We start from the raw sequence: 22,769 nt of genomic DNA, 5'->3' as shown, positions 1-22,769 counted from the left end.
CATTGACATGTGTCGTGGTGTCTCTTGAGAAGGGACATCAGCCGTCGGGCCCCTGGTCAGGTTCGCGTCCGGAACGGCGCGAGGGTGGCACGGATCTGGTCGGCCGCGCCCCAGTCGTCGTCGAACTGGGCCAGCACGGCGAGGTGTTGCCGCAGCTGGACAATCGGCATGCGGGCCCGCCAGTCGTCATCGAGGGAGGTCAGCTCCGCATAGACGTCGAAGAACCGTTGCGCCTCGGGCGGAGGCGCGGTGGACCACACATGCGCGAGGTCGACCTCGGCCCACATGTAGGACACGGCCGGGTCGATCAGCGCGGGCTGCCCGTTCGGGGTGGCCAGGACGTTCTGTGCCCACAGGTCGCCGTGCGTCAGGCAGGCCGGCCGGTCCGGCAGCAGGTCGGGCAGCCGGTGACACAGCCGCTCCAGCGCCGCCCGGTCTCCGCGGTCGAGCGCCGCCTCGACGCGGGGCTCTCCGAGCCACCGAAGCAGCCGGTGCTGCGCGAAGAATGCGAACCCGTCGTCATCCCACGTGTTGATCTGCCGGCGCCGACCCAACCAGTTGTCGCGGCGCCATCCGAAGCGCGGATGAGTTGTGCTCAGGTGCAGGCGGGCGAGCGCGTGCGCGAACTGCTCCCAGAAGCTCTCGCTGCGCGGCCTCGGCCGCAGCACCGACAACACCAGCAGTTCCCGGTCCGCCACGATCACCTCCGGTGTCGCCACGCCTCCGAGCTCGTGCAAGGCGGCCAGGCCTTCGGCCTCCGCGACGAAGACGTCATCGGCCGGCGGGTCGGCGAAGGCTTTGACGAACACCGGTGGCGCCTCTCGACGGGTGACTATGCCCGCGAGCGCCGCGACCCCGCCCGTCGCCGGCTCCACTGTGACGACATCGCGCATCCCGGCGCGGAGCAGACACTCCCGCAAGAAGATCGTCGACCGCATGAGGAAATGATCGACTTCCGGCGGTCGAAACGCACACTCGCCGCTTGACTCCGCGGCGGGACAACCCCGGAGGTACGCGGCCCCGAGCGTTGACAACCCCGGTGGTACGCCCACCCGCAACTGCGGCATGACGACGGGTGACCACGCCGGTACATACGCTGCCGCCTGTACCCGTCATGCGAGCAAAGGGGATCCTCGATGTACGTCCGTCACCTGCTTGCCACCACCCCGACCGCCCTGCTCGGGGCCTTCGGGTTCGCCGCCCCGGCGGCCGCGCACTCCTCGCTCCAGCCGGCCGCCGCCGATGCCTTCACCATGAGCGCCGGGCGACTCGGGGCCTCCGTGGCCGCCGTGGTGGGCCTGATCGGCGTGGTCATCGGTGGGCTGGCGCTGGCCCGTCCGGCCACCCGGATCGGCACCGCCAATGGCCGAGGCGGCGCCGTCGTGGCCCTGGTGGCGGGGCTGATCGGCATCGTCCTCGGCGGGCTGGTGGTGGCCACCTCCGACGGTGGTATCGGCACCGGCAACGGCCGAGGCGGGGCCTTCGTGGCCCTGGTGGTGGGGGTGGTCGGCATCGTTCTGGGTGGGCTGGCGCTGGCCCGCGCCCGCCGCGCCGGCTGACCAACTTCCGGCTGGCGGCTCGGGCACCTTGCCGGTACCCGTCCGCCCGAGCAGGCGGGCGTCGGCACGCCTGCTCGGGCGGGCGATTGCCGAGGTGGTGTCTCCCCGCCGCGTCAGGGGCCGGCGAGCCAGCCGGGGACGGTCAGGCCCGACTCGTACGCGAGGATCACCAGCTGGGCCCGGTCCCTGACCTGGGCCTTGGTCATGATCCGGCTGACGTGCGTCTTCGCGGTGGCCGGGCTGAGCACCAGCCGCGCGGCGATCTCGTCGTTGGACAGGCCGGCGGCGACCAGCGCCATCACCTCACGTTCCCGCTCGGTGAGCGCGCTCAGCCGTGGCCTCGGGTCCGGATGTGTGGCCCGGGCGGCGAACTCGGAGATCAGCCGGCGGGTGATCGACGGCGCGATCAGCGCGTCGCCGCGCGCCACCACCCGCACCCCATGGATCAGCTCCGCCGGCTCGGTGTCCTTGACCAGGAAGCCGCTCGCGCCGGCGCGCAGCGCGCCGTAGACGTAGTCGTCCAGGTCGAAGGTGGTCAGGATGATCACGCGGACGTCGGAGTTCGCGGTGATCTCCCGGGTGGCCGCCAGGCCGTCCAACCGCGGCATCCGGATGTCGAGCAGGGCGACGTCCGGTCGCAGCTGCCGGGCGAGCCGGACCGCCTCGGCGCCGTCGACGCCCTCGCCGACCACCTCGATGCCGTCCTCGCCGTCCAGAATGGATCGGAAGCCGGCGCGTACCAGGGTCTGGTCGTCGGCGAGCAGCACCCGGATCACGCCGGCGCCCCTGCCGGCACCGGGCGCAGCGGGAGGCGGGCGTGCACCCGGAAGCCGCCGTCCGGCCCGGGGCCGGTGGTGAGCGAGCCGCCCAGGGCTCGGGCCCGCTCCCCCATGCCGAGGATGCCGTTGCCGGGCCGGCCCGGTGTGCCGGTGCCGTCGTCGTCGACCTCTACGAGCACGTCGTCGCGGTCGGGTCGGACCCGGATCACCGCGGTGGTCGCGCCGGCGTGCCGGGTCACGTTGGTCAGCGCCTCCTGGACGATCCGGTACGCCGCGAGGTCGAGCTCCGGCGGCAGCGGCCGGGTCTCGGTGAGTTCGGTGCGGATCGCCAGCCCGGATTGCCGGGCCGTGGTGACGAGTTCGTCGAGGCGGTTCAGGCCGGGTGTGGGCGTGTTCGGCGCCTCGCCCTCCTGTCGCAGGATGCCCAGCGTCGTGCGCAACTCGCGCAGCGTCTCCTTGCTGGTCTGTTTGATGGCGGTGAGTGCCTGCAGGGATCGGGTGGGGTCGGGGCGGTGCAGTGCGGCGCTGGCCTGCACGTTGATCAGTGAGAGGTGGTGGCCGAGGGCGTCGTGCAGCTCGCGGGCGATGCGCAGCCGCTCCTCGGTGGCCCGGCGCCGGGCCTCCTCCTCCCGGCCCTGCTCGGCGGCGAGGGCCCGGGCCTGCGACTCGGCGAGGTAGGCCCGGCGGTTGCGGGTCACGCCGACGATGACCGCGACGAGCCAGCCGGCGTGCAGCAGCGTGGCCCCGTTCGCGGTGTTGGCCGTGGGGTCGTAGTTGTCCGCGAGGGCGAAGGCGGCCACGGAGGCGAGACCGAGCCCGATGGCGACCGCGAGGTGGCCCTCGTCGACGACGGTGTAGAGCGCGACGACGAAGACCAGCATGATGGGGCCGGGGCGGTGCAGCAGCGCCCCGTACGCGCCGACGGCGGCCAGCGCCACCACGCCCACCGCCACCGGGTGACGGCGGCGCAGGTGCAGCGCGCCGGTGGCGGCCAGCACGGCCAGCAGCGCTGCCCAGTCGGCGGTGGTGTCGATGCCGCGTGACTGCGCCAGCAGGCCGACGAGGGCGACCAGGCCGACTCCGAGTATCAGGGCCGTGTTCGCCGCCCGGCCGTGCCATCGCCAGCTGGACATGCGTCGAAGCCTAACCTCCGGTGAGGGGTGGAAGAAGGCCCGGCCGGGCGGGGCGGCGCTGCGGCCTCCCCGCCTCGGGCTGCGGATGAAGGTCAGCGGCCGACGTAGTCCGCGAGGTGTTCCCCGGTGAGGGTGGAGCGGGCCGCGACGAGGTCGGCGGGGGTGCCTTCGAAGACGATCCGGCCGCCGTCGTGGCCGGCGCCCGGGCCGAGGTCGATGATCCAGTCGGCGTGGGCCATGACCGCCTGGTGGTGTTCGATGACGATGACCGACTTGCCGGAGTCGACGAGCCGGTCGAGCAGGCCGAGCAGTTGCGCGACGTCGGCGAGGTGCAGGCCGGTGGTCGGTTCGTCGAGGACGTAGACGTCGCCCTTGTCGGCCATCTGGGTGGCCAGCTTGAGCCGCTGGCGTTCGCCGCCGGAGAGGGTGGTGAGCGGCTGGCCGAGGGTGAGGTAGCCGAGTCCGACGTCGGCGAGCCGCTCGAGGATCTTGTGGGCGGCAGGGGTGCGGGCGTCGCCGTCGGCGAAGAACTCCTCGGCCTCGGTCACCGACATCGCGAGCACCTCGGCGATGTTGCGGCCGCCGAGCGTGTATTCCAGCACCGATGCCTGGAAGCGCTTGCCGTCGCACTCCTCGCAGAGGGATTCGACGGTGGCCATGATGCCCAGGTCGGTGTAGATGACGCCGGCGCCGTTGCAGGTGGGGCAGGCGCCTTCGGAGTTGGCGCTGAACAGGGCCGGTTTCACGCCGTTGGTCTTCGCGAACGCCTTGCGGATCGGCTCGAGCAGGCCGGTGTAGGTGGCGGGGTTGCTGCGTCGCGAACCGCGGATGGCGCCCTGGTCGATGACCACCACGCCGTCGCGGCCGGCGACGGAGCCGTGGATCAGCGAGCTCTTGCCGGAGCCGGCGACGCCGGTGACCACGCAGAGCACCCCGAGCGGGATGTCGACGTCGACGTCTCGCAGGTTGTGGGTCGAGGCGCCGCGCACGGTGAGCGCGCCCGAGGAGGACCGTACGGTCTTCTTGAGGGTCGCCCGGTCGTCGAGGTGGCGGCCGGTGGTGGTGTCGCTGCGCCGCAGTTCCTCGACGGTGCCCTCGAAGCAGACGGTGCCGCCCTGCGCGCCGGCGCCGGGGCCGAGGTCGACGACGTGGTCGGCGATGGCGATCGTCTCGGGCTTGTGCTCGACGACGAGCACGGTGTTGCCCTTGTTGCGCAGTCGCAGCAGCAGGTCGTTCATGCGTTCGATGTCGTGGGGGTGCAGGCCGATGGTCGGTTCGTCGAAGACGTAGGTGACGTCGGTCAGCGACGAGCCGAGGTGCCGGATCATCTTGGTGCGCTGGGCCTCTCCCCCGGAGAGGGTGCCCGCCGGGCGGTCGAGTGAGAGGTATCCCAGGCCGATCTTCGCGAAGGAGTCGAGGAGGTGTTGCAGGCCGGTGAGCAGCGGGGCGACGGACGGTTCGTCGAGGTCCCGGACCCAGTCGGCCAGGTCGCTGATCTGCATCGCGCAGACGTCGGCGATGCTCTTCCCGTTGATCTTCGAGGACCGGGCTTCCGTGCTGAGCCGGGTGCCGTCGCATTCGGGGCAGGTCGTGAAGGTCACCGCGCGTTCGACGAAGGCGCGGATGTGCGGTTGCAGCGCGTCGACGTCCTTGGACAGGAACGACTTCTGGATCTGCGGGATGAGGCCCGCGTACGTCAGGTTGATCCCGTCGACCTTGATTTTGGTCGGTTCCCGGTGGAGCAGGTCGTGCAGTTCCTTCTTGGTGTATTTGCGGATCGGCTTGTCGGGGTCGAAGTAGCCGCAGCCGCGGAAGATGCGGCCGTACCAGCCCTCCATGCTGTAGCCGGGGATGGTGATGGCGCCTTCGTTGAGCGACTTGCTGTCGTCGTAGAGCTGGGTCAGGTCGATGTCGTTGACCGAGCCCATTCCCTCGCAGCGCGGGCACATGCCGCCCAGCCGGTGGAAGGTCGCCTTCTCGGTCTTCGTCTTGCCGGCGCCGCGTTCGACGGTGATCGCACCGCTGGCCTTCACCGAGGGGACGTTGAAGGAGTAGGCGTTGGGCGAGCCGATGTGCGGCTGCCCGAGCCGGCTGAACAGGATGCGCAGCATCGCGTTGGCGTCGGTGGCGGTGCCGACGGTGGAGCGGGGGTTGGCGCCCATCCGTTCCTGGTCGACGATGATCGCCGTGGTCAGGCCCTCCAGCACGTCGACCTCGGGGCGGGACAGCGTCGGCATGAAGCCCTGCAGGAAGGCGCTGTAGGTCTCGTTGATCATCCGCTGTGACTCCGCGGCGATGGTGCCGAACACCAGCGAGCTCTTGCCCGAGCCGGAGACGCCGGTGAACACGGTCAGCCGGCGCTTCGGGATCTCGACGCTGACGTCCTTGAGGTTGTTCTCGCGCGCGCCCTGCACGCGGATCAGCTCGTGGCTGTCGGCGTCGTGCAGCCCGGGCGACCGGGTGGCCATGCTCATCGTGTCTCCATCTGTGCAGGTGGTGCGGACCAGGGTGGTGAGCGCGGGGCGGCTCAGCGCAGCTCGTTGATGCGGATGAGGTTGCCGGTGGGATCGCGGAAGGCGCAGTCGCGAACACCGTACGGCTGCTCGGTGGGCTCCTGGACGACCTCGGCGTCGCTGGCCTGCAGTCGCTCGAAGACGCCGTCGAGGTCGTCGGTGGCCAGGGTGATGGCTCCGTAGCTGCCCTTGGCGATCAGTTCGAGGATGGTGCGGCGCTCGTCGTCGGTGATGCCGGGATCGGCGGCCGGCGGGTGCAGGACGATGGAGGTGCCCGGCTGATCGGCGGGGCCGACCGTGAGCCAGCGCATCCCGGAGTAGCCGACGTCGTTGCGAACCTCGAAGCCGAGGGTGTCGCGGTAGAAGGCCAGGGCGGCCTCCGGGTCGGTCTGCGGGAGGAAGGCGTAGTGAATGGTGATGTTCATGGCCGTCACGCTAGTTGCGGCTGGCTGGCCCGCGCTTCTCGATTCCTGATCGGTCTGGTGACCTGTTTGGCCAGGCACGGGGGGATCTCCGCGGTGGCGGGGGCGGTCTGGGCCCGGTAGGTGCTCGGCGGCACGCCGACCAGCTCGGTGAAGCGGGTGCTGAAGGTGCCCAGCGACGAGCAGCCGACGGCGAAACAGACCTCGGTGACGGTGAGGTCGCCGCGGCGCAGCAGCGCCATCGCCCGTTCGATGCGGCGGGTCATGAGGTAGGAGTAGGGCGATTCGCCGTAGGCCTGGCGGAACTGGCGGCTGAGGTGCCCAGCGGACATGTTGGCCCCGCGGGCGAGCGCCTCGACGTCGAGGGGTTTGGCGTATTCCCTGTCGATGCGGTCGCGGACGCGGCGCAGCCGGGCGAGGTCGCGCAGGTGCTGCTCCTCGGCGGGTCTGCTGGTCACGTGCTGGATGGTGCCACACCGGGCCGACAGTTGCCCACGCCCCGCGCCGGGTGGGCGTGGTACGCCGGTGGTGCGGAGCTCGCCGGTCAGGTGGTGGCTTCGGCGCCGGCCCGCATCCCGGTCAGCAGCGCGGTGAGGATGCGGGTGAGCTGGGGGCCGAGGTCGACCGCGGCGTGGGCGAGCTCGGGGTGGGTCTCGTAGAGGGTGCGCAGCTGGGTGCCGGGGGCGGCCATCTGCCAGAGGGCGCCGGCCATGCTCGTGGCGGTGGCGACGACGTCGACCGCTTGGCGCTCGGTGACGTCGAGGTGCCGGCGTAGCTCCTCGACGATCGCGGCGACCTGGCTCAGGGCGATCGTCTTGAACCGGTGGGCGGCGTCGAGTGACACGTTGCGTTCGAGGTTCAGCGGGGCCTGGGAGAGCAGGTCGCAGAAGAAGGGGCGAGCGGTCAGCGTGTCGGCGAGGGCGGCCCCGATGGTCTCGGGGGTGGCCGGGTCGAGGGTGTCGAGGGCCGCGCGGACGGCGGCGGACCACTCGCGCCACCCCTCGGCGGTGAGGGTCAGGAAGATCTGCTCGCGGGTCTCGAAGTAGCGCAGCATGGCGGACTTGTGCATGCCGACGGCTGCCGCGATGTCGGTGAGGGTCACCTCGCGGACGGTGTGCTGGGCGCCGAGGGTGCGCGCCGCGTCGAGGATGGCGCGTTCGCGAAGCTGCTTGGCCTCGCCGCTGCGGGCACGTTTCGGAGGGGTCGTGAACATCACATCCAGCTTAACACAACCCGGTTGCACTAATAACGAAACCGTGTTTCGCTAGATGCATGGCAAGGACATGGTTCATCACCGGCTCGACCCGCGGCTTCGGGCGGGCCCTCACCAGCGCCGCCCTCGATGCCGGCGATCAGGTCGTCGCCACCGCGCGGACGCCTGAGCAACTCTCCGACCTGGTCGAGCAGTACGGCGACCGCATCCTGCCGGTGGCCCTCGACGTGAGTGACCAGGCTGCGGCCGTGGCCGCCATCCAGACCGCGGTCGACCGCTTCGACCGCATCGACGTCATCGTCAACAACGCCGGATACGCGAACCTCGCACCGATCGAAACCGGCGCCGACGAGGACTTCCGACGCCAGTTCGACACGAACTTCTGGGGCGTCTACCACGTGTCGAAGGCGGCGCTGCCGGTGCTGCGGGCGCAGCGCGGCGGCACGATCATCCAGTTCTCGTCGATCGGCGGGCGGGTCGGCGGCAGCCCCGGCCTGGGCTCCTACCAGGCGGCGAAGTTCGCCGTCGACGGCTTCACCCGGGTCCTCGCCGCCGAGACGGCCCCGTTCGGCATCCGCACCCTCGTCGTCGAGCCCAGCGGCTTCGCCACCGACTGGGCGGGCTCGTCGATGACGGTGCACGACGTCCCGCCGGAGTACGCGGACACGGTGGGCCTGCGTCGGCAGAACAACCCGCTGCTGACCGCCGGCGACCCCAAGCGCGCCGCCGAGATCCTGGTGCGCATGGTGCACCGCGGCGACCTGCCGTCACACCTGCCGATCGGCGCCCTCGCGGCGACGATGGCACTGGACTACTCGCGGCAGCAGATCGCCGAGGCCAGCGCGTGGGAGCAGGTCAGCCGGTCGGCCGACTTCGACCAGCCGTACCCGGTCGACCTGCCGCCGCAGCCCGCGGCGAACGGCTGAGCCGGCCGCACCGCCGCGTCGCCGCGGGTCCGGGTGACCCGCGGCGACGCGAATGCGATCAGGACCGCCTCGAGGGAGGTCAGCGGCGGCGCGGCCGGGTGCGGAGCGACGGGGCGCCGATCGGCCCGCGCCCGCCCACCCGGCCGCGCCACGTGGGAGGGCTACTCGCTGCGTGCGGTCTCCGGTCCGGTGACGCGCTCCAGCAGCGGCATCGTGGCGGCGATGACGCCGAGGCAGGTGGCCAACCCGACGACGATGATCAGGTAGAAGCGCGGTTCCGGAGCGACGAGCGTGTAGTCCATCTGCGCCCGGAGGAACAGGTGGGCGGCGAGCAGGCCCATCCCGACGGCGACGGCGGCGACGGCGAGCATCGGTACGGCGCTCTCCAGCGCGACGACCCTGCGCAGGACCCGCACCGGTGCGCCGCTGAGGCGCAGCAGGCTGAACGGTCGTCGGCGCTCGGTGAGGCCGCCGATCACGCTGACCGCGAGGCTGCACCCGCCGAGCGCGAGGCTCGCGATGATGATGACGTTGGCCAGCTGTTCCCAGCCGCGCAGCGTGTCGGCGAAGTCCGACTCGAAGTCGCCGGGCACGTTCGGCCCCACCCAGAAGGTCGGGTACGCGATCTCGAGCACGGTGCGCGTGCGTTCGATGGCGGTGGCGGAACCGTCCGTACCGACGACGATCGACATGACCGGCAGCCGCTGAAGCTCGTCGAGCGTGAGCGACGCGGCGTGCCAGACCTTCGTGGACGACGCCGATTCCCCCCAGAGGCTGAGGCCCAACGGCACCTCGGCGACGGTGGCGCCCTCGGCGCACCGGCCGTACGCGCTCGGAAGGTCGGTGCACGCGATCACCCCGACCTCGCTGGAGGTGGTCAACTCCGGGTTCTCACGGATGGCGGTCGCGGACCGCACGCCGGTGATCGCGTGCAGGTCGGCGATCAGAGTGTCGGGCACCGACGGTGCCTTCTCGTCGAAGACGGTTGTCACCGTGCCCGCGTCGGTCGAGCCGACCGGGGCCGGGCCGCGGTTCGCGACGATCGTGGTGATCACGCCGACGGCCACGCTCGTGACGAAGAGCGCGAGCATGATCCCGCTGATCGCGCGGAAGCCGGCCTTCGGGTTGTCGGCGAGACGTCGCGCGGCGATGAGCGTGGCCGGGCGACTGGCGTAGCGGGCCATGACGCGGGCGCCGACCATCGTCAACCACGGGCCGGCGAAGACCAGGCCGGCCATGATGAGCAGCAGGCCGGGCAGGAACACCGCCGTCTGACCGTCGGACGTCTCGGGCCGCAAGCCGATGGCGAAGAACAGCACCGCGACACCGAGCAGGGCCGGGATCAGCCGGTACGGGCGCGGGGCGCGGGGGGTGACCCGGCGGGTGACGCCCAGCGGCGAGATCCGTACGCGGCGCAGCGATACCTGGGCCGCCACCGCCGCGCCGGCGGGTACGCCGAGGGCGACGAGCAGGACGTCCAGCACGCCCAGCGACATGTCGCTGGGGTAGAACGGCATGCCGGTGAACGGGATGCCCGCGAGCGGGCCGCGGAAGGCGTAGAACAGCAGGAAGCCGACGGCGGTGCCGGCGACTGCCGCGGCGGTCGCCTCCACCGCGGCGACCACCGAGATCTGCTTCGGTGTGGCGCCGACCAGGCGCATGGCGGCGAAGCGCTGCTCCCGGCGGGCCGCGCTGAGCCGGGTGGCGGTGCCGATGAAGATCAGCACCGGGAAGAGCAGCCCGCCGGCGATGACGCCGAGGATGAGGTTCACCGTGGTCTCGGGAAGCGCGGGGGTGTCGCCGACGCTGGTGAGCTGCCTCGCGTTGGGCAGTTCGGCGACCTGGTCGGGGGTGCCGCCCACGATGGCGAGCAGGGTGTCCGGTGAGGCGAGCCCGGTCGGGCCGACGGTGCCGAGGTCACGCCCGGGGTAGCGGTCGCCCAACTGGTCGGCCGGGTGGGCGGCCAGCAGCCGCTGCAACGAGGGCGAGGCGTAGTACTCACCGGGGCCGGGAGTGCTCGGGATGCCGACCGGGGTGGGCGCGCTCGCCCCGGTGGCGGCGACGTCGATCCGGATGATCTGTTTGCCGTGGAAGTAGTCGTCCCGGGTCGACCACCACAGCGGGTCGGCGTCGCCGCCCGCCGAGGCGCTGGGATAGATCGACGCGTACCGAGTGAGCTGCGCGTTGACGGCATTGACCCCGGCGAGGGTGGTCAGCAGCAGCCCCGCGCCCACCGCGACGGCGGCGGCGATGACGGTGAGGCGGGTGAGCGCCTCCCGGCCGCCGGCCACGGCGAGGCGTAGCCCGAAGCGGATCACGACGCGATCCTGTCCGGCGCGTTGACGCGCCCGTCGCGGACGATGACCTCGCGGTCGGCGTACGCGGCGACCCGTGGCTCGTGGGTGACCAGGATGACCGTGGTGCCCTGCTCGCGGGCCGCGGCGACCAGCAGGTCCATGACCTGCTCGCCGGTGAGCGAGTCGAGCGCGCCGGTCGGCTCGTCGGCGAAGAGGACCTCCGGACCGGCGACCAGGCCACGGGCGAGCGCGACGCGCTGCGCCTGCCCGCCGGACAGCTCGCCCGATCGGCGGTGTTCCAGACCGTCCAGGCCGAGGCGCTCGAACCAGGCGTACGCCTTGTCGAGCGCCTGCTTGCGGCGGACGCCGCTGAGCAGCAGCGGCAGGGCGACGTTCTCCACCGAGGTGAGCTCGGGGACGAGCTGGCCGAACTGGAACACGAACCCGAAGCGGTCCCGCCGCAGGCTGCTGCGGGAGGTCTCGGGCATGGCGTCGATGCGGGCGCCGCCGAACAGGACCTCGCCGGAGTCGGGCACGAGGATGCCGGCCAGGCAGTGCAGCAGGGTCGACTTGCCCGAGCCGCTGGGGCCCATGATGGCGAGGATCTCGCCCTGGTCGACGGCGATGCTCGCGCCGCGCAGCGCCGGGGTCTCGCCGAACGAGAAACTCACGTTCTTCGCTTCGATGATGGTCATGGCCGCACGGTCCGCTTCAGGGCGTCCAGCCGGGCGCCGGTCATCTCGATCCATCGCAGATCGGCCTCCAGGTGGTAGAGGCCGTGGTCGGCGAGGAGCGCGTCGACGAGGCTGCCGCTGCGTTTGATCTCGGTGAGCTCGCGCATCCGCTGCAGGTGTGCGGCGCGCTGGGTGTCGAGGTACTCGCCGGCGGGGCGGTCCAGCATCAGCGCGAGCACGACCTTGGCGAAGAGCGTGCTCTGCAGGTGCGGCTCCGGCTCGACCGGCTGGGTCAGCCACTGCTCGACCTCGGTCGCGCCCAGGTCGGTGATGATGTAGCGCTTGCGGTCGGGCCCGGCGCCCGGGCCGACCTCACTGATCATCACCTTGCCGTCGCGGGTCAGGCGGCTGAGGGTCGAGTAGACCTGGCCGAACGGCAGCGGCTTGCCGCGCCCGAAGTAGGTGTCGTAGTCGCGCTTGAGGTCGTAGCCGTGGCTGGGCTCGCGTTCGAGCAGGCCGAGGAGGGTCAGTGGAACGCTCATGCCAGCAGACTACACCGAGGGTATACCTCGCGTATATACACTCGGGTAGAGGTGCCGCCGGGTGGTGGCACAGGAGAACGGACCGCGCGGGTGGGGGCCCGGTGCGGACCCCCACCTCAACTGCTCAGACCCACGGCACCTGCGGCGACGGGTAGAAGTCGACCTGCTGCAGGCGCCAGCGCGGCGCCTGCTCCCCCAGCCGCGTCCGGAACGACTCCCAGTCGTGGCTGGCCGCCGTCGACCAGCCGAGTTCGGCGATCGCGGGCAGCCGCGGGAAGGCCATGTACTCGATGTCGTCGAGGCTGCGCAGCGTCTCCGACCACAGTGGCGCCTCGACGCCCAGGACGGCGCTCTCGCCCACGCCGGCGACCCGCTGCGCCGGATCCCAGTCGTAGGCGTCGCGAACCTCGATGTAGGCCGCCCACGACAGGCCGAGACGGGTGTTGCGGTCGTACTTCATGTCGAGGTACGCCTTGTTCGCCGGTGACATGACCACCTTGTTGCCCCGGGCGGCGGCCTCGGCCAGGTCGGCGTTGGTCGTGCCGGTGCCCCAGAACTGGGCCACCACGTCGGTCGGCGGGTCGACCTGCATGACCTCGTTCCAACCCGAGGCGCGCTTGCCGTACTTGGCGACCAGCGGCAGCACCCGCTGCATGAACGTGCGGTACTCCTCGTCGGTGGTGGCGTGCGCCTCGTCGCCGCCGATGTGCAGGAACGGCCCGGGCGTGATCGCGGCGAGCTCGCGGATGACGTCCTCGACGAACCGGTAGGTCACCTCGTCGTCGATGCAGAGCGAGCTGTAGCCGACCGCGATGTCGGTACGCGGCGCCGGGGCGACCCCGTCGCAGTTGAGCTCGGCGTAGGTGGACTGGGCGGCGTTGGTGTGCCCCGGCATGTCGATCTCGGGGACGATGGTGATGTGCCGGGCGGCGGCGTAGGCGACCACGGCCTTGTAGTCGGCCTTGGTGAGGTAGCCCGGCCCGACGCCGTCGACGCCGGTGCCCGGGCCCCCGCCGACCGTGGTGAGCCTCGGCCAGGAGTCGATCTGGATGCGCCAGCCCTGGTCGTCGGTGAGGTGCAGGTGCAGATAGTTGATCTTGTATTGGCTGAGCAGGTCCACGTAGGCGGTGATCTCGTCGACGGTGTGGAAGTGCCGGGCCAGGTCGAGCATCGCGCCCCGGTAGGCGAAGCGCGGGTAGTCCACGATCCGGCCGCCGGGAACGCTCCAGGTGACCCGCTGCCGCTGCGACGCCTCGATCTTGGCCGGCAGGAGCTGGCGCAGCGTCTGGGTGCCGGCGAAGAGCCCGGCGGCGGTGTTCGCCCGGATCGTCACGCCGCGGCGGGTGACGTCGAGCTGGTAGCCCTCCTGGCCGACGCGTGCGTCCGCGCCGCCCAGCAGCAGGGCGATCTCGGGCAGCGGGGTGGCGCGCACCGGCAGGACGGGCAGCGGATAGCCGGTCGCGGGGCGCAGTGTCTCGGCGAGCTGTCGGCCCACCCGCCAGGCGGCGCCCGAGCCGGGCGAGGTGCGGATGACGGTGTGCCGGCCGAGCGTGAAGGTGCCCCGGGCGTCGGGGCGGGTCTCGACCGGCGCGGGGATCACCTCGCCCAGTTGTCGGGCCGGAGTGGCGGGCGTGGCGACTGCCGGAGCGCCCGGGAGGACGAACGGCAGTCCGAGTGCGGCTATGGCCAGCAGCCGCGTCATGGTGGTGGGTCGGCGACGCACGGATACCTCCAGGCCTCGTCTGATCGGCGGTGATCGATCTGACCCGCACGCTACCCGCGCCGCCTTCGGACTGTAAACCTTCCTTATGGAAGCCGGCCCGGTCAGGGCACCTGCCCCGACCGGTCGACGATCGCCATCCGGACGACGGCGACGTCGCCGTTGCACCCCTTCATTGGTCCGGCGGCGCCGCCGCGTTACACCGCGAACCCACCGTCGTGCCAGCCAGCTCCGCCAAGGCGCGGGCGCCGCTGCCCGGCGAATCTTCAGCCACGGCTCCCGCGCGCGGGGCGGCCCGTCTTTCAGGCCGGGTCGGTGGCGAGGCGGGCGTGCACGTGCATGTCGTGCCAGCCGTCGGCATGCAGCGCCGCACCGCGCATGGTGCCCTCGGCGAGGAAGCCGGCGCGCTGGGCGACCCGGCACGATGCCGGGTTCGCGGTCGAGTGCGACAGCTCCACCCGGTGCAGCCCCAGGGTGGTGAAGCACCAGCCGGCCAGCGCCGACAGGGCGCGGGGTGCGCTGCGCCGGCCCCGGGCGGCGGGCAGCACCCAGTAGGAGACCTCCGCCAGGCCGTCGGCGAGGTCGAGTCGACGAAGACTGATCTGGCCGAGCACCTCGCAGCCGTCGACCATGGCCCAGCCGGCGCCGGTCTCCCGCCGCCACCGCTCGGGCCAGGCGGCGATCCAACCGCGGGCCTCGTCGTCGTCCATGGTGCGGCAGTGCCAGCGTTGGATGGCCGGGTCGGCGTAGCCGGCGAGCACCGTCGGCCGGTCGCCCGGCTGCCACGGCCTCAGCCGTAGGCCGTCCGCGGCGATCTCGGGTTGGGGCAGGCGGGCCATCAGGCCCGGGGCGAGGGCGGGTGCGACGGTCAGCGGCATGGGGGTGATTCTCACCGGTGCCCGCCGCACCCAGGGGCGCGAGATCAGCAGGGCATCGAGCGGGCGTGCTCGGCCACGAGCGCGCGCAGCCGGCCCGGCTCGGCCTGCCGGCCGAAGCCGTCGGGGCCGACGGAGACGTCACGCGGATGCGGCGCGGCCGCGCCGTCCAGGTCCGGCACGGCGCGCCCGGCTCGGCCCAGCATGACGATGGCGGTCACGAGATGCCCCTCGATCAGCGAGCGCAGGATCAGGTGGGTGCTCGAGCGGTACCGGTCGGCCAGCGCGCTCACGAAGGCGCCGAAGGCGTCGAGGTCGATCTCGTAGTCGTCGTTGACGTTCGGGCCGACGCCGGTGGGCAGGCCGACCAGCGGGCTGAGGGCGTCGCCGGTGCGGACGAAGAGTTCGGCGACGTTGTTGGACGGGTTCCACAGCACCTGCGGGCCGACCTGGAAGTACTGGCTCATACCACCATGATCACGCAGCGGAAGTGTGGCTGTCGACGACGCGGCGGCGGGCCAGGACCAGGGTGGTGCGCACATCGAGCACGACGGTGCCGCCGAAGCCGTCCACCAGGGCGCCGACGGCGTCGAGTCCCCGGGTCTGCTGTTCGGCGGTGCGGGTGCGAAACGGGCCGAAGGTGCCGATCAGGCGCAGGTAGCGTTCGGTGCTCATCGGCAGGTGCCGGCTGGTCACCTCGGCGCGGACGTCGGCGAACAGCCCACTGCCGCTGATGTCGTCGTGCAGCCAGGCCGCCGGTCGACTCCGGACGGTGGGGTCGACCGCGCGCAGCGCGGCGTCGATGGCGCGCGCCTGCCCGGGATCGGCGTAGCCGTAGGCGTGGCCGAAGGCGGCGAGGGTGCCGCCGGGGGCGAGCGCGGCGTACGCGCGTTGGTTGCGGGTCGCGGGGTCGAGCCAGTGCCAGGCCAGCGCGGCGGCGATCACCGGTACGCCGCCGGCCGGTGGCTGCCACTGCTCGAAGGTCTCGATGCGGATGGTGACCTGCGGGAACTTCGCGGTCAGCCGGGCGGCCATCCGTGCATCGGGTTCCAGGCAGGTCACCGGCGCGCCGAGTCGCAACAGCACCTCGGTGCCCTTGCCGGTGCCGGCGCCGATCTCGAGCACCCCGGCCGGGACGCCGCCGTGGTGCTCGGCGATCGCGCGGGCGATTCCGGTGCGATAGCCGGGACGGACGTCGTCGTAGACGTCGGCGACCTCGCCGAAGACCAGGCTCACGCGCACCATCCTGGCACGGTGCGAGCCGGCGGTGAGTGGGGCGCGAGGTGACCGTTCGGCTCACCGGGTCAACCGTCCGGCGACGGGCCACCCCCGGGCGGGTTTGCCGCGAGCCTTGATCAGGGGCATGAATTCCGGGAAGGTTTCTCGCCATCACCGGAGAGGAAGCAGCGCATGCTTTCCGCACTCGATCGTGGGCACACCGTCGCGCCGCCGGGCTACAGCCGTTGGCTGATTCCGCCCGCGGCGTTGGCGATCCATCTCTGCATCGGCCAGGTCTACGCGACGAGCGTCTACAAGAACTCGTTGATCGCGCACTTCGACGCGAGTCAGACCGCGATCGGGGTCATCTTCAGCATCGCGATCGTGATGCTCGGTCTGTCGGCCGCGGTGGCGGGCACCTGGGTGGAGTCGAACGGGCCGCGTAAGGCGATGTTCGTCTCGGCGTGTTTCTGGGCGGCGGGCTTCGGAGTCGGCGCGCTGGGTATCGCGACGGAGCAGCTGTGGCTGCTGTACCTGGGGTACGGCGTGCTGGGCGGCATCGGCCTGGGAATCGGCTACATCTCCCCCGTCTCCACGTTGATCAAGTGGTTCCCGGACCGGCCCGGCCTGGCGACCGGGCTGGCGATCATGGGCTTCGGTGGTGGCGCGATGGTGGCCTCCCCGCTGTCGCGGCAGCTGCTGTCGTTCTACGACCCCGGGTACGACCCGGCGAACGCGGGCTCGACGGCCTCCGGCAGCGCGCTGGTGTGGCTCTTCGTGACGTTGGGCGTCGGCTACTTCCTGATCATGATGTTCGGCGTGTTCAACGTCCGGGTGCCGGGGCCGGACTGGCGCCCGGCGGGCTTCGACCCGGCGCAGGTCGCGGCGAAGCCGCTGGTCACCGCGGCGAACGTGTCGGCCGCCAACGCGGTGAAGACCCGCTCGTTCTGGCTGCTCTGGGTGGTGCTGTTCTGCAACGTGACCGCGGGTATCGGCATCCTGGAGCAGGCCAGCCCGATGATCCAGGACTTCTTCCGGGACGACGGGACCTCGGCGGTGTCGGTGGCCGCGGCGGGCGGCTTCGTCGGGTTGCTGTCGCTGTTCAACATGGCCGGCCGGTTCGTGTGGTCGTCGACGTCGGACGTGATCGGCCGCAAACCGATCTACCTGGTCTACCTGGGCGTCGGCATGGTGCTGTACGCGCTGCTGGCGCTGGTCGGGCACGCAGCGACGGCGCTGTTCGTGCTGTTGGCGTGCGTGATCCTCTCCTTCTACGGCGGCGGGTTCGCGACGGTGCCGGCGTATCTGCGGGACCTGTTCGGCACGTTCCAGGTGGGCGCGATCCACGGTCGGCTGTTGACGGCGTGGTCGGCGGCGGGGATCGCGGGGCCGCTGATCGTCAACGGGTTCCTCGACGCGCAGGGTGAGCCGGGGACGTTGACGGCGGCGGCGTACCGGCCGGCGCTGTTCACGATGGTCGGGGTGCTGGCGGTGGGATTCATCGCGAACGTGTTGATCCGCCCGGTGCCGGAGCGGTTCCACGAACCCGCGGCCCGGGACGTGGCGGGCGATGTCGAGACGGAGACGGCGCAGAGGAGCGGTACGCGATGAACGAGGTGGACCCGCGCGGGCAGCAGGCCCGGTTGTGGATTTCCTGGCTGGTGGTGTCGGTGCTGCTGGGCTACGGGGTGGTCCAGACGGTGATCACGGCGGCGAAGTTGTTCACGAGTTGACCGCGACGGCCCGGGGCGCACGCCCCGGGCCGTCGTTCGTCGCCGTGCTGTTCGCCTGCGCTCACAGACCGCCGGCGACGCGCAGCACGGCGCCGGTGGTGTACGAGGCGTCGGGACCCAGCAGCCAGGCGATGGCCCCGGCGACCTCGTCGGCTTCCCCGGCGCGGCCGAGCGGGACGCGTCCGGCGGCGGAGTCCGCGCGGTCGGGTACGCCGGAGACGGCGTGGATGTCGGTGCGGATGATGCCCGGGGCGACCGCGTTGACCCGGATACCGCGTGGGGCGAGTTCCTTGGCCAGACCGATGGTGAGGGTGTCGGTGGCGGCCTTCACGGCGGCGTAGTGCACGTACTCGCCCGGGCTGCCCAGGGTGGCGGCGGCGGAGGAGACGTTGACGATGGCGGCGCCGGTCTGCATCCGGCGGGCGGCGTGCTGGGCGCAGCGTACGTAGCCGATGAGGTTCACGTCGACCACGCGGCGCAGGTCGTCGGGGTCGAGGTCGACGAACGGGCCGATCGGGCTGGTGATGCCGGCGTTGTTCACCAGGCCGGTGAGCTGGCCGAGGTCGGCGGCCGCGTCGAAGAGCGCGGCCACCTGGTCGGGGTCGGTGGTGTCGGCGGGCAGCGCGAGGCCACGGCGGCCGGCGGCGCGGACGTCGGCGAGCACCGCTGCGGCGGCGTCGTGGTCGCGCCGGTAGCCGAAGGCGATGTCATGCCCGGCGCGCGCGAGACGCCGGGCGGTGGCGGCGCCGATGCCACGGCTGCCGCCGGTGATGACGGTGACGGAACCCATCGAGCCTCTCCCCTGCCGTTGCCGGTGCGCCGACGCTACCGTGACCGGCACGTGGCGACGGGGAGGCGATGATCACATGACGCGGGCGTTGGTGCTGGGCGGTGGCGGGGTCACCGGAGTGGCGTGGGAGTGGGGGGTGCTGGCCGGGCTGGCCGAGCGGGGGGTGCAGCTGGCCGACGCCGATCTGGTGGTGGGCACCTCGGCCGGCTCGGTGGTCGGCGCCCAGCTGTGCTCGGGCCGGCCGGTGCAGGAGTCGTACGCGGCGCAGTTGGCGCCGCCACAGGGCGAGGTGGCGGCGCGCTTCGGGTTCGCGGCGGTGGCGCGCCTGGTGTGGGCGGGTGGCCGTACCCGGGACGCGGCCCGGTCGCGGGCCCGGATCGGGGCGATGGCGCTGGCCGCGCGTACCCCGTCGGAGGCGTCGCGGCGGGCGGTGATCGAGTCGCGGTTGCCGGCGCGGGAGTGGCCGGCGCGGCGGCTGCTGGTCACGGCGGTGGACGCGTCCTCCGGTGAGTTCGTGGTCTTCGAAGCCGGCTCCGGGGTGTCGCTGGTGGACGCGGTGGGGGCCAGCTGCGCGGTGCCCGGAGTGTGGCCGCCGGTCAGCATCGGTGAGCGGCGGTACGTGGACGGGGGGATGCGCTCGCCGGTGAACGCGGATCTGGCGGCCGGGGCGCAGCGGGTCGTGGTGCTGGCGCCGACGGCGGCCGCGTTCGGGCCGATGCCCCGGCTGTCGGCGCAGGTGGCGACGCTGCGGGCGGCTGGGGCTCAGGTGGCGGTGGTGGCACCGGACGGCGCGGCGCGCTCGGCGATCGGGCGCAACATGCTGGATCCGGCGCGCCGGGCGGCCGCGGCGCGATCGGGGCGGGCGCAGGCGGCCTCGGTGCTGGACGAGGTGTCAGCGGTGTGGGGCTGATCCCTTAGGCTCGCCGCGCGTCGGTGTCGAGGTGGAGGTGCGCGGTGGTGAGTGTCGGGGACGTGGTGGAGGATTTCGCGCTGCCGGACCAGACCGGGGCGGTGCGGCGGTTGTCGGAGTTGCTCGCCCCGGGACCGGTGGTGCTCTTCTTCTATCCGGCGGCGATGACCCGGGGGTGCACGGCGGAGAGCTGCCACTTCCGGGACCTGGCCGCGGAGTTCGCGGCGCTGGGCGCGCAGCGGGTGGGAATCAGCCGCGACCCGGTGGCGAAGCAGGCGGAGTTCGCCCAGTTGCACGGCTTCGACTATCCGTTGCTGTCCGACCCGGACGGTGCGGTGGCCGACCAGTTCGGGGTACGGCGGCGGCTGCCGTTGGGGCCGTTGAGCACCAAGCGGATGACCTTCGTGATCGGCCAGGACCGGCGGGTGATCGAGGTGGTCCACAGTGAGCTCAGCATGACCGGGCACGCGGACCGTGCGTTGCGGGCGCTGGGCGGCTGAACCCCCCGCTCGGGTGGTGTCGCAGCCGGCTGGTATCAAGGCAGGAATCAAACAGGTGTACGGAAGAGGTAGCAGATGAGTGCCGCGGGCCAGGGGTTGTCCGAAGACGACGTGCGCAACTTCCGGGAGGCGTTGGCGGCCGGGCGTAAGCCGAAGGTGGTGTTCACCGCCGCGGCCGGGCAGATCGCCGGGCAGGTCGGTCAGGTGGTGGAGCTGACCGATCCGGCGGCGTCGGACGAGTTCGTTGTGGTCCGGTTCGGTCGTGACGAGTTGCCGTTCTCTCCCGCCGACGTGGCGGTGGCACCGCGGGGCGCGGGGCGTAAGCCGGTCGAGGCGCCGGCGGAGCCGCCGGCCGAGGAGGCGCCGGCGGTCGCGGAGCCGGAGTTCGTCCTGGACCGGGTGCCGGCGCAGCGCTCGGAGCGGCGAGAGGAGCCGAAGGTGGAGACGGTGGAGGCGGCGAAGCCGGCGCGCCGGCCGGTGAAGGCGGCGAAGCCGAAGGGACCGGCCGGGTTGACGGTGACCCTGGCCTACGCCGACGGCGAGTGGACGGTGGCGGCGCAGCAGGGCAGCAAGGCCCTCGCCAAGCCGTACGTGGTGAAGCCGGCGGAGGCGTTGCGCATGGTGGCGCTGGTCGACGTGCCCGGGGTACACGAGGCGGTGGAGCAGATCCTGGCCGCCGAGCGGGCCGAGGCGGAGCAGCAGGCCGAGAAGCTGCGCGCCGAGCTGGCCGAGATCGAGGCCCGGCTGGCGGAGCTGCGCGAGGCCGGCTGAGGGCCGCCGACGGCGGGGCGGCGGCGCCGTACGCCCCGCCGTCGTCGTTTGCCGGTCAGTGCCGCTGCCTGTGGTGCGCGAGGAGTTTGCCGAGCAGGCGGGTGAGCTGGTCGCGCTCGGTGGGCGTGAGCGGGGCGAGCAGCGTGTCCTGGGCCCCGGCGAGGGTCTTCTCCATCCGCCGCAGCTCGCGGTGCCCGGCGGGCGTGAGGGTGATGACGTTTCGCCGTCGGTCCGCGGGGTCGGGCGCGCGCACGACGAGGTTCTTCGCGGCGAGTTCGTTGAGGGTGGCCACCACGTCGCTGCGGTCGATGCCGCCCCGTCGGCCGAGGTCGGCCTGGCTGGCGGGGCCGAGTTCCTCGATAGCGGCGAGGATCCGGTAGTGATAGCCGCGGGCGCCGATGGCGGCGAAACCGTCGCTGATCAGCCGGCCGGCGTGGGCTGCGGTCTGGCTGAGCAGCCAGCTCGGGGTGGTCAGCAGCCGGGTGAGGGTCTCCTGCTCGCCGGTGTGGTCCATGCCGCAAGCCTAACCTAATCGTTGGTCCGACCCACGAACCCTGCTATGTTGGCGGAACCAACGTTGGCCCTTCCAACGACTGCGGCGAGGAGTGTCATGACCACCTTGAACGGCCAGATCATCGGCCTGGCCCACTACGCCACCCGGACCCTGCTGGAGCGGGAGCTGACCGGGCTCGGCCTCACGTTCCCACAGTCGCTCGCGCTGAGCGCGGTCGCCGCGCAGGACGGGGCCGTCGAACCGGCGCACCTCGTCCAGCGGATGACCGGCGCTTTGAAGATCGACGCGTCGGTGGTGCTGGCGGTGGTCGGTGACCTGACCGACGCCGGTCTGCTGGGCAGAGCGCCCGCCGGCGGCGCCGGCCTGGTGCTCACCGACGCCGGGCGGGCGGTGCAGCGCCGCGTCGCCGAGGCGGTCACCGCCATCACCGCCCGGCTGTACGGCGACATCCCCGCCGACGACCTGGCCGTGGCCGGACGCGTCCTCACCCTGGTGCGGCAGCGGGCCGACGCCGAACTCGCCCGGGCCGCCGGCGGAGCACCGCCCACGGCGGTGTGAGGCGCGGGTGGCCGCGTCCTCGGTCCGAGCCCCGGTCGACGGCGCGCCCACCGGCGCTCGTCGCGATCGCGGCGGCCGCGTCAGAGCGTCGCGGTGAGCCGCTCGACCACCGCGGCGGCCGGTCCGGTTCCGGCGTGGCGGTAGCCCGTGCCGGCCCACAGATGCAGCCGGTCCGGGTGCCCGGCCGCGGCGGCAGCCGCACGCAGCGGCCGGGTCAGGTGGTGCAGCTCCGGGTAGCCGAGCGGCGCGATCGGCTCGTAGCGGTCGATGAAGGCGTTGCGCAGCCCGCGCGCGGGCCGGCCGGTGAAGGCCCGGGTCAACACCGTGCCGGTCCGCGCCGGGTCCGCCAGCGCGGCGCGGTGGGTGTCGCTGGCCCCGCTCTCGTCGGTGCGCAGAAGCAGGGTGCCCACCGCCACCGCGCTCGCGCCGGCGGCGAGCAGGTCGCGTACGTCGGCGGGGCCGGCGACGCCGCCGGTCGCCAGCACGGGTAGCCCGGTGGCTCCGGCGACGTCACGCACCAGCGTCCGGGTCGTCACCGGCGGGGCGGGCCGGCCCGGGGTGTGCGTGCCGCTGTGGCCGCCGGCCTCGGTGCCCTGGGCGATCAACCCGTCGACGCCGAAGTCCCGGGCGGCGAGGGCCTCGGCCACCGAGGTCACCGTGACCAGCACCCGGGAGCCGGCCCGGCGCAGCGCGGCGAGCACCACCGGGTCGGGCAGCCCGAAGGTGAAGCTGACCACCGGCACGGGCTGGCGCACCAGCAGGTCGATCTTCTCGAGCCAGTGGTCGTCGTCGTGCAGCAGCGGCGCGTCGGTCAGGTCCAGGCCGTAGGGCTCGCCCTCGACGGCGAGCTGGCGGGCGTAGCGGCGGAAGCTGGCCTCGTCGATCTCACGCGGGCCGGGTACGAAGAGATTCACCCCGCACTCGGTGCCGGTGGCTGCCAGCGCGGTCAGGTCGGCGGCGACCGACTCGGGGGTTCGGTAGCCGGCGGGGAGGAAGCCGAAACCGCCCGCCGCGGTGACGGCCCGCACCAGGGCGGGGGTGGTGGCGCCGCCGGCCATCGGCGCGGCGACGAACGGTGTCGCGGCGCCGAGCAGCGGGGTCCACGGCGCACCGGTCACGCCT

25 protein-coding genes are annotated in these 22,769 nt (G+C 72.5%); 8 read left to right on the top strand and 17 right to left on the bottom strand.

The window, feature by feature from the left end:
* Positions 1-56: 56 nt before the first annotated feature.
* Positions 57-1,067, bottom strand: coding sequence for a fructosamine kinase family protein (locus AB0C04_RS25075; RefSeq protein ID WP_357058625.1), 1,011 nt, complete (start codon positions 1,065-1,067; stop codon positions 57-59).
* A gap of 69 nt (positions 1,068-1,136) precedes the next feature.
* Between AB0C04_RS25075 and AB0C04_RS25070 the strand changes: the two genes are divergently transcribed.
* Positions 1,137-1,559, top strand: coding sequence for a DUF6223 family protein (locus AB0C04_RS25070; protein WP_357058623.1), 423 nt, complete (start codon positions 1,137-1,139; stop codon positions 1,557-1,559).
* Positions 1,560-1,672: 113 nt separating this feature from the next.
* Here AB0C04_RS25070 and AB0C04_RS25065 read toward each other — a convergent pair whose 3' ends face one another.
* The 6 genes from AB0C04_RS25065 to AB0C04_RS25040 all read right to left on the bottom strand — a co-directional run bounded on the left by AB0C04_RS25065 (position 1,673) and on the right by AB0C04_RS25040 (position 7,619).
* Positions 1,673-2,335: a response regulator transcription factor gene (locus AB0C04_RS25065; RefSeq protein WP_350874451.1), complete on the bottom strand. Its 663-nt coding sequence runs from the start codon at positions 2,333-2,335 to the stop codon at positions 1,673-1,675.
* A complete protein-coding gene (locus AB0C04_RS25060; RefSeq protein WP_357058620.1) occupies positions 2,332-3,471 on the bottom strand; it encodes a histidine kinase in 1,140 nt (379 codons plus the stop codon). The genes AB0C04_RS25065 and AB0C04_RS25060 overlap by 4 nt, the downstream gene beginning before the upstream one ends.
* A 92-nt stretch (positions 3,472-3,563) precedes the next feature.
* Positions 3,564-5,945 (bottom strand): excinuclease ABC subunit UvrA, encoded by a 2,382-nt coding sequence (locus AB0C04_RS25055; RefSeq protein WP_357058618.1) that lies wholly within the window; start codon positions 5,943-5,945, stop codon positions 3,564-3,566.
* 53 nt (positions 5,946-5,998) lie between these two features.
* On the bottom strand, positions 5,999-6,409 hold the full coding sequence (locus AB0C04_RS25050) for a VOC family protein (RefSeq protein WP_357058616.1): 411 nt from the start codon (positions 6,407-6,409) through the stop codon (positions 5,999-6,001).
* A gap of 5 nt (positions 6,410-6,414) precedes the next feature.
* Positions 6,415-6,864 (bottom strand): helix-turn-helix transcriptional regulator, encoded by a 450-nt coding sequence (locus tag AB0C04_RS25045; RefSeq protein WP_357058613.1) that lies wholly within the window; start codon positions 6,862-6,864, stop codon positions 6,415-6,417.
* Positions 6,865-6,950: 86 nt separating this feature from the next.
* Positions 6,951-7,619 carry a TetR family transcriptional regulator gene (locus AB0C04_RS25040; RefSeq protein ID WP_357058610.1) on the bottom strand — a complete coding sequence of 223 codons (669 nt, stop codon included), beginning with the start codon at positions 7,617-7,619 and terminating at the stop codon, positions 6,951-6,953.
* A gap of 59 nt (positions 7,620-7,678) precedes the next feature.
* On the opposite strand from AB0C04_RS25040, the gene AB0C04_RS25035 reads away from it, so the two are divergent.
* A complete protein-coding gene (locus tag AB0C04_RS25035; protein WP_357058608.1) occupies positions 7,679-8,545 on the top strand; it encodes an SDR family NAD(P)-dependent oxidoreductase in 867 nt (288 codons plus the stop codon).
* Between the two features lie 161 nt (positions 8,546-8,706).
* Here the strand turns inward: AB0C04_RS25035 and AB0C04_RS25030 are convergent, their stop codons facing one another.
* The 7 genes from AB0C04_RS25030 to AB0C04_RS25000 all read right to left on the bottom strand — a co-directional run bounded on the left by AB0C04_RS25030 (position 8,707) and on the right by AB0C04_RS25000 (position 15,898).
* On the bottom strand, positions 8,707-10,863 hold the full coding sequence (locus AB0C04_RS25030; protein ID WP_357058605.1) for an FtsX-like permease family protein: 2,157 nt from the start codon (positions 10,861-10,863) through the stop codon (positions 8,707-8,709).
* Positions 10,860-11,537, bottom strand: a complete 678-nt coding sequence (locus AB0C04_RS25025; RefSeq protein WP_357058603.1) for an ABC transporter ATP-binding protein — start codon at positions 11,535-11,537, stop codon at positions 10,860-10,862. Before AB0C04_RS25025 ends, AB0C04_RS25030 begins: the two co-directional genes overlap by 4 nt.
* Positions 11,534-12,058 carry a PadR family transcriptional regulator gene (locus AB0C04_RS25020; protein WP_357058601.1) on the bottom strand — a complete coding sequence of 175 codons (525 nt, stop codon included), beginning with the start codon at positions 12,056-12,058 and terminating at the stop codon, positions 11,534-11,536. The genes AB0C04_RS25025 and AB0C04_RS25020 overlap by 4 nt, the downstream gene beginning before the upstream one ends.
* Positions 12,059-12,182: 124 nt before the next feature.
* Complete coding sequence (locus AB0C04_RS25015; RefSeq protein WP_357058599.1) at positions 12,183-13,781, bottom strand: beta-N-acetylhexosaminidase; 1,599 nt, start codon at positions 13,779-13,781, stop codon at positions 12,183-12,185.
* A gap of 299 nt (positions 13,782-14,080) precedes the next feature.
* Positions 14,081-14,656 (bottom strand): GNAT family N-acetyltransferase, encoded by a 576-nt coding sequence (locus AB0C04_RS25010; protein ID WP_357058597.1) that lies wholly within the window; start codon positions 14,654-14,656, stop codon positions 14,081-14,083.
* Between the two features lie 44 nt (positions 14,657-14,700).
* A complete protein-coding gene (locus tag AB0C04_RS25005; protein WP_357058595.1) occupies positions 14,701-15,120 on the bottom strand; it encodes a DUF6086 family protein in 420 nt (139 codons plus the stop codon).
* A gap of 10 nt (positions 15,121-15,130) precedes the next feature.
* Positions 15,131-15,898, bottom strand: a complete 768-nt coding sequence (locus tag AB0C04_RS25000; protein ID WP_357058592.1) for a class I SAM-dependent methyltransferase — start codon at positions 15,896-15,898, stop codon at positions 15,131-15,133.
* Positions 15,899-16,063: 165 nt separating this feature from the next.
* Between AB0C04_RS25000 and AB0C04_RS24995 the strand changes: the two genes are divergently transcribed.
* A complete protein-coding gene (locus AB0C04_RS24995) occupies positions 16,064-17,482 on the top strand; it encodes an OFA family MFS transporter (protein ID WP_357058590.1) in 1,419 nt (472 codons plus the stop codon).
* Positions 17,479-17,604, top strand: a complete 126-nt coding sequence (locus AB0C04_RS24990) for a hypothetical protein (protein WP_350874432.1) — start codon at positions 17,479-17,481, stop codon at positions 17,602-17,604. Before AB0C04_RS24995 ends, AB0C04_RS24990 begins: the two co-directional genes overlap by 4 nt.
* Positions 17,605-17,665: 61 nt before the next feature.
* On the opposite strand, the gene AB0C04_RS24985 is transcribed toward AB0C04_RS24990, so the two are convergent.
* Positions 17,666-18,394: an SDR family oxidoreductase gene (locus AB0C04_RS24985; RefSeq protein ID WP_357058588.1), complete on the bottom strand. Its 729-nt coding sequence runs from the start codon at positions 18,392-18,394 to the stop codon at positions 17,666-17,668.
* A 76-nt stretch (positions 18,395-18,470) separates the two neighbouring features.
* Between AB0C04_RS24985 and AB0C04_RS24980 the strand changes: the two genes are divergently transcribed.
* The 3 genes from AB0C04_RS24980 (at position 18,471) to AB0C04_RS24970 (ending at position 20,575) form a co-directional block, all read left to right on the top strand.
* A complete protein-coding gene (locus AB0C04_RS24980; RefSeq protein ID WP_357058586.1) occupies positions 18,471-19,304 on the top strand; it encodes a patatin-like phospholipase family protein in 834 nt (277 codons plus the stop codon).
* Positions 19,305-19,351: 47 nt separating this feature from the next.
* Positions 19,352-19,804, top strand: a complete 453-nt coding sequence (locus tag AB0C04_RS24975) for a peroxiredoxin (protein WP_357058583.1) — start codon at positions 19,352-19,354, stop codon at positions 19,802-19,804.
* A 75-nt stretch (positions 19,805-19,879) separates the two neighbouring features.
* Positions 19,880-20,575, top strand: coding sequence for a hypothetical protein (locus AB0C04_RS24970; protein ID WP_357058581.1), 696 nt, complete (start codon positions 19,880-19,882; stop codon positions 20,573-20,575).
* A gap of 55 nt (positions 20,576-20,630) precedes the next feature.
* On the opposite strand, the gene AB0C04_RS24965 is transcribed toward AB0C04_RS24970, so the two are convergent.
* Entirely contained in the window at positions 20,631-21,089 is a 459-nt protein-coding gene (locus tag AB0C04_RS24965; RefSeq protein ID WP_357058579.1) for a MarR family winged helix-turn-helix transcriptional regulator, read from the bottom strand.
* A gap of 96 nt (positions 21,090-21,185) precedes the next feature.
* On the opposite strand from AB0C04_RS24965, the gene AB0C04_RS24960 reads away from it, so the two are divergent.
* Entirely contained in the window at positions 21,186-21,647 is a 462-nt protein-coding gene (locus tag AB0C04_RS24960; RefSeq protein WP_357058577.1) for a MarR family winged helix-turn-helix transcriptional regulator, read from the top strand.
* An 80-nt stretch (positions 21,648-21,727) separates the two neighbouring features.
* Here AB0C04_RS24960 and AB0C04_RS24955 read toward each other — a convergent pair whose 3' ends face one another.
* Positions 21,728-22,765, bottom strand: coding sequence for a nitronate monooxygenase (locus AB0C04_RS24955; RefSeq protein ID WP_357058575.1), 1,038 nt, complete (start codon positions 22,763-22,765; stop codon positions 21,728-21,730).
* Positions 22,766-22,769 lie beyond the last annotated feature (4 nt).

This window comes from Micromonospora sp. NPDC048909, from assembly GCF_040649635.1.
Classification (GTDB): domain Bacteria; phylum Actinomycetota; class Actinomycetes; order Mycobacteriales; family Micromonosporaceae; genus Micromonospora.
Note: the sequence above shows the minus strand (reverse complement) of the source record. Positions and strands in the feature narration are given on the sequence as shown.

Excerpts from the sequence above, each read along its gene's own strand:
- AB0C04_RS25035 (WP_357058608.1), top strand. The coding sequence starts at position 7,679 with ATGGCAAGGACATGGTTCATCACCGGCTCGACCCGCGGCTTCGGGCGG.
- AB0C04_RS25055 (WP_357058618.1), bottom strand. The coding sequence starts at position 5,945 with ATGAGCATGGCCACCCGGTCGCCCGGGCTGCACGACGCCGACAGCCAC.
- AB0C04_RS25050 (WP_357058616.1), bottom strand. The coding sequence starts at position 6,409 with ATGAACATCACCATTCACTACGCCTTCCTCCCGCAGACCGACCCGGAG.
- AB0C04_RS24965 (WP_357058579.1), bottom strand. The coding sequence starts at position 21,089 with ATGGACCACACCGGCGAGCAGGAGACCCTCACCCGGCTGCTGACCACC.
- AB0C04_RS24960 (WP_357058577.1), top strand. The coding sequence starts at position 21,186 with ATGACCACCTTGAACGGCCAGATCATCGGCCTGGCCCACTACGCCACC.
- AB0C04_RS24995 (WP_357058590.1), top strand. The coding sequence starts at position 16,064 with ATGCTTTCCGCACTCGATCGTGGGCACACCGTCGCGCCGCCGGGCTAC.
- AB0C04_RS25070 (WP_357058623.1), top strand. The coding sequence starts at position 1,137 with ATGTACGTCCGTCACCTGCTTGCCACCACCCCGACCGCCCTGCTCGGG.
- AB0C04_RS24985 (WP_357058588.1), bottom strand. The coding sequence starts at position 18,394 with ATGGGTTCCGTCACCGTCATCACCGGCGGCAGCCGTGGCATCGGCGCC.
- AB0C04_RS25005 (WP_357058595.1), bottom strand. The coding sequence starts at position 15,120 with ATGAGCCAGTACTTCCAGGTCGGCCCGCAGGTGCTGTGGAACCCGTCC.
- AB0C04_RS25075 (WP_357058625.1), bottom strand. The coding sequence starts at position 1,067 with ATGCCGCAGTTGCGGGTGGGCGTACCACCGGGGTTGTCAACGCTCGGG.
- AB0C04_RS25010 (WP_357058597.1), bottom strand. The coding sequence starts at position 14,656 with ATGCCGCTGACCGTCGCACCCGCCCTCGCCCCGGGCCTGATGGCCCGC.
- AB0C04_RS25020 (WP_357058601.1), bottom strand. The coding sequence starts at position 12,058 with ATGAGCGTTCCACTGACCCTCCTCGGCCTGCTCGAACGCGAGCCCAGC.
- AB0C04_RS24970 (WP_357058581.1), top strand. The coding sequence starts at position 19,880 with ATGAGTGCCGCGGGCCAGGGGTTGTCCGAAGACGACGTGCGCAACTTC.
- AB0C04_RS25000 (WP_357058592.1), bottom strand. The coding sequence starts at position 15,898 with ATGGTGCGCGTGAGCCTGGTCTTCGGCGAGGTCGCCGACGTCTACGAC.
- AB0C04_RS25025 (WP_357058603.1), bottom strand. The coding sequence starts at position 11,537 with ATGACCATCATCGAAGCGAAGAACGTGAGTTTCTCGTTCGGCGAGACC.
- AB0C04_RS24990 (WP_350874432.1), top strand. The coding sequence starts at position 17,479 with ATGAACGAGGTGGACCCGCGCGGGCAGCAGGCCCGGTTGTGGATTTCC.
- AB0C04_RS25040 (WP_357058610.1), bottom strand. The coding sequence starts at position 7,619 with ATGTTCACGACCCCTCCGAAACGTGCCCGCAGCGGCGAGGCCAAGCAG.
- AB0C04_RS25060 (WP_357058620.1), bottom strand. The coding sequence starts at position 3,471 with ATGTCCAGCTGGCGATGGCACGGCCGGGCGGCGAACACGGCCCTGATA.
- AB0C04_RS24980 (WP_357058586.1), top strand. The coding sequence starts at position 18,471 with ATGACGCGGGCGTTGGTGCTGGGCGGTGGCGGGGTCACCGGAGTGGCG.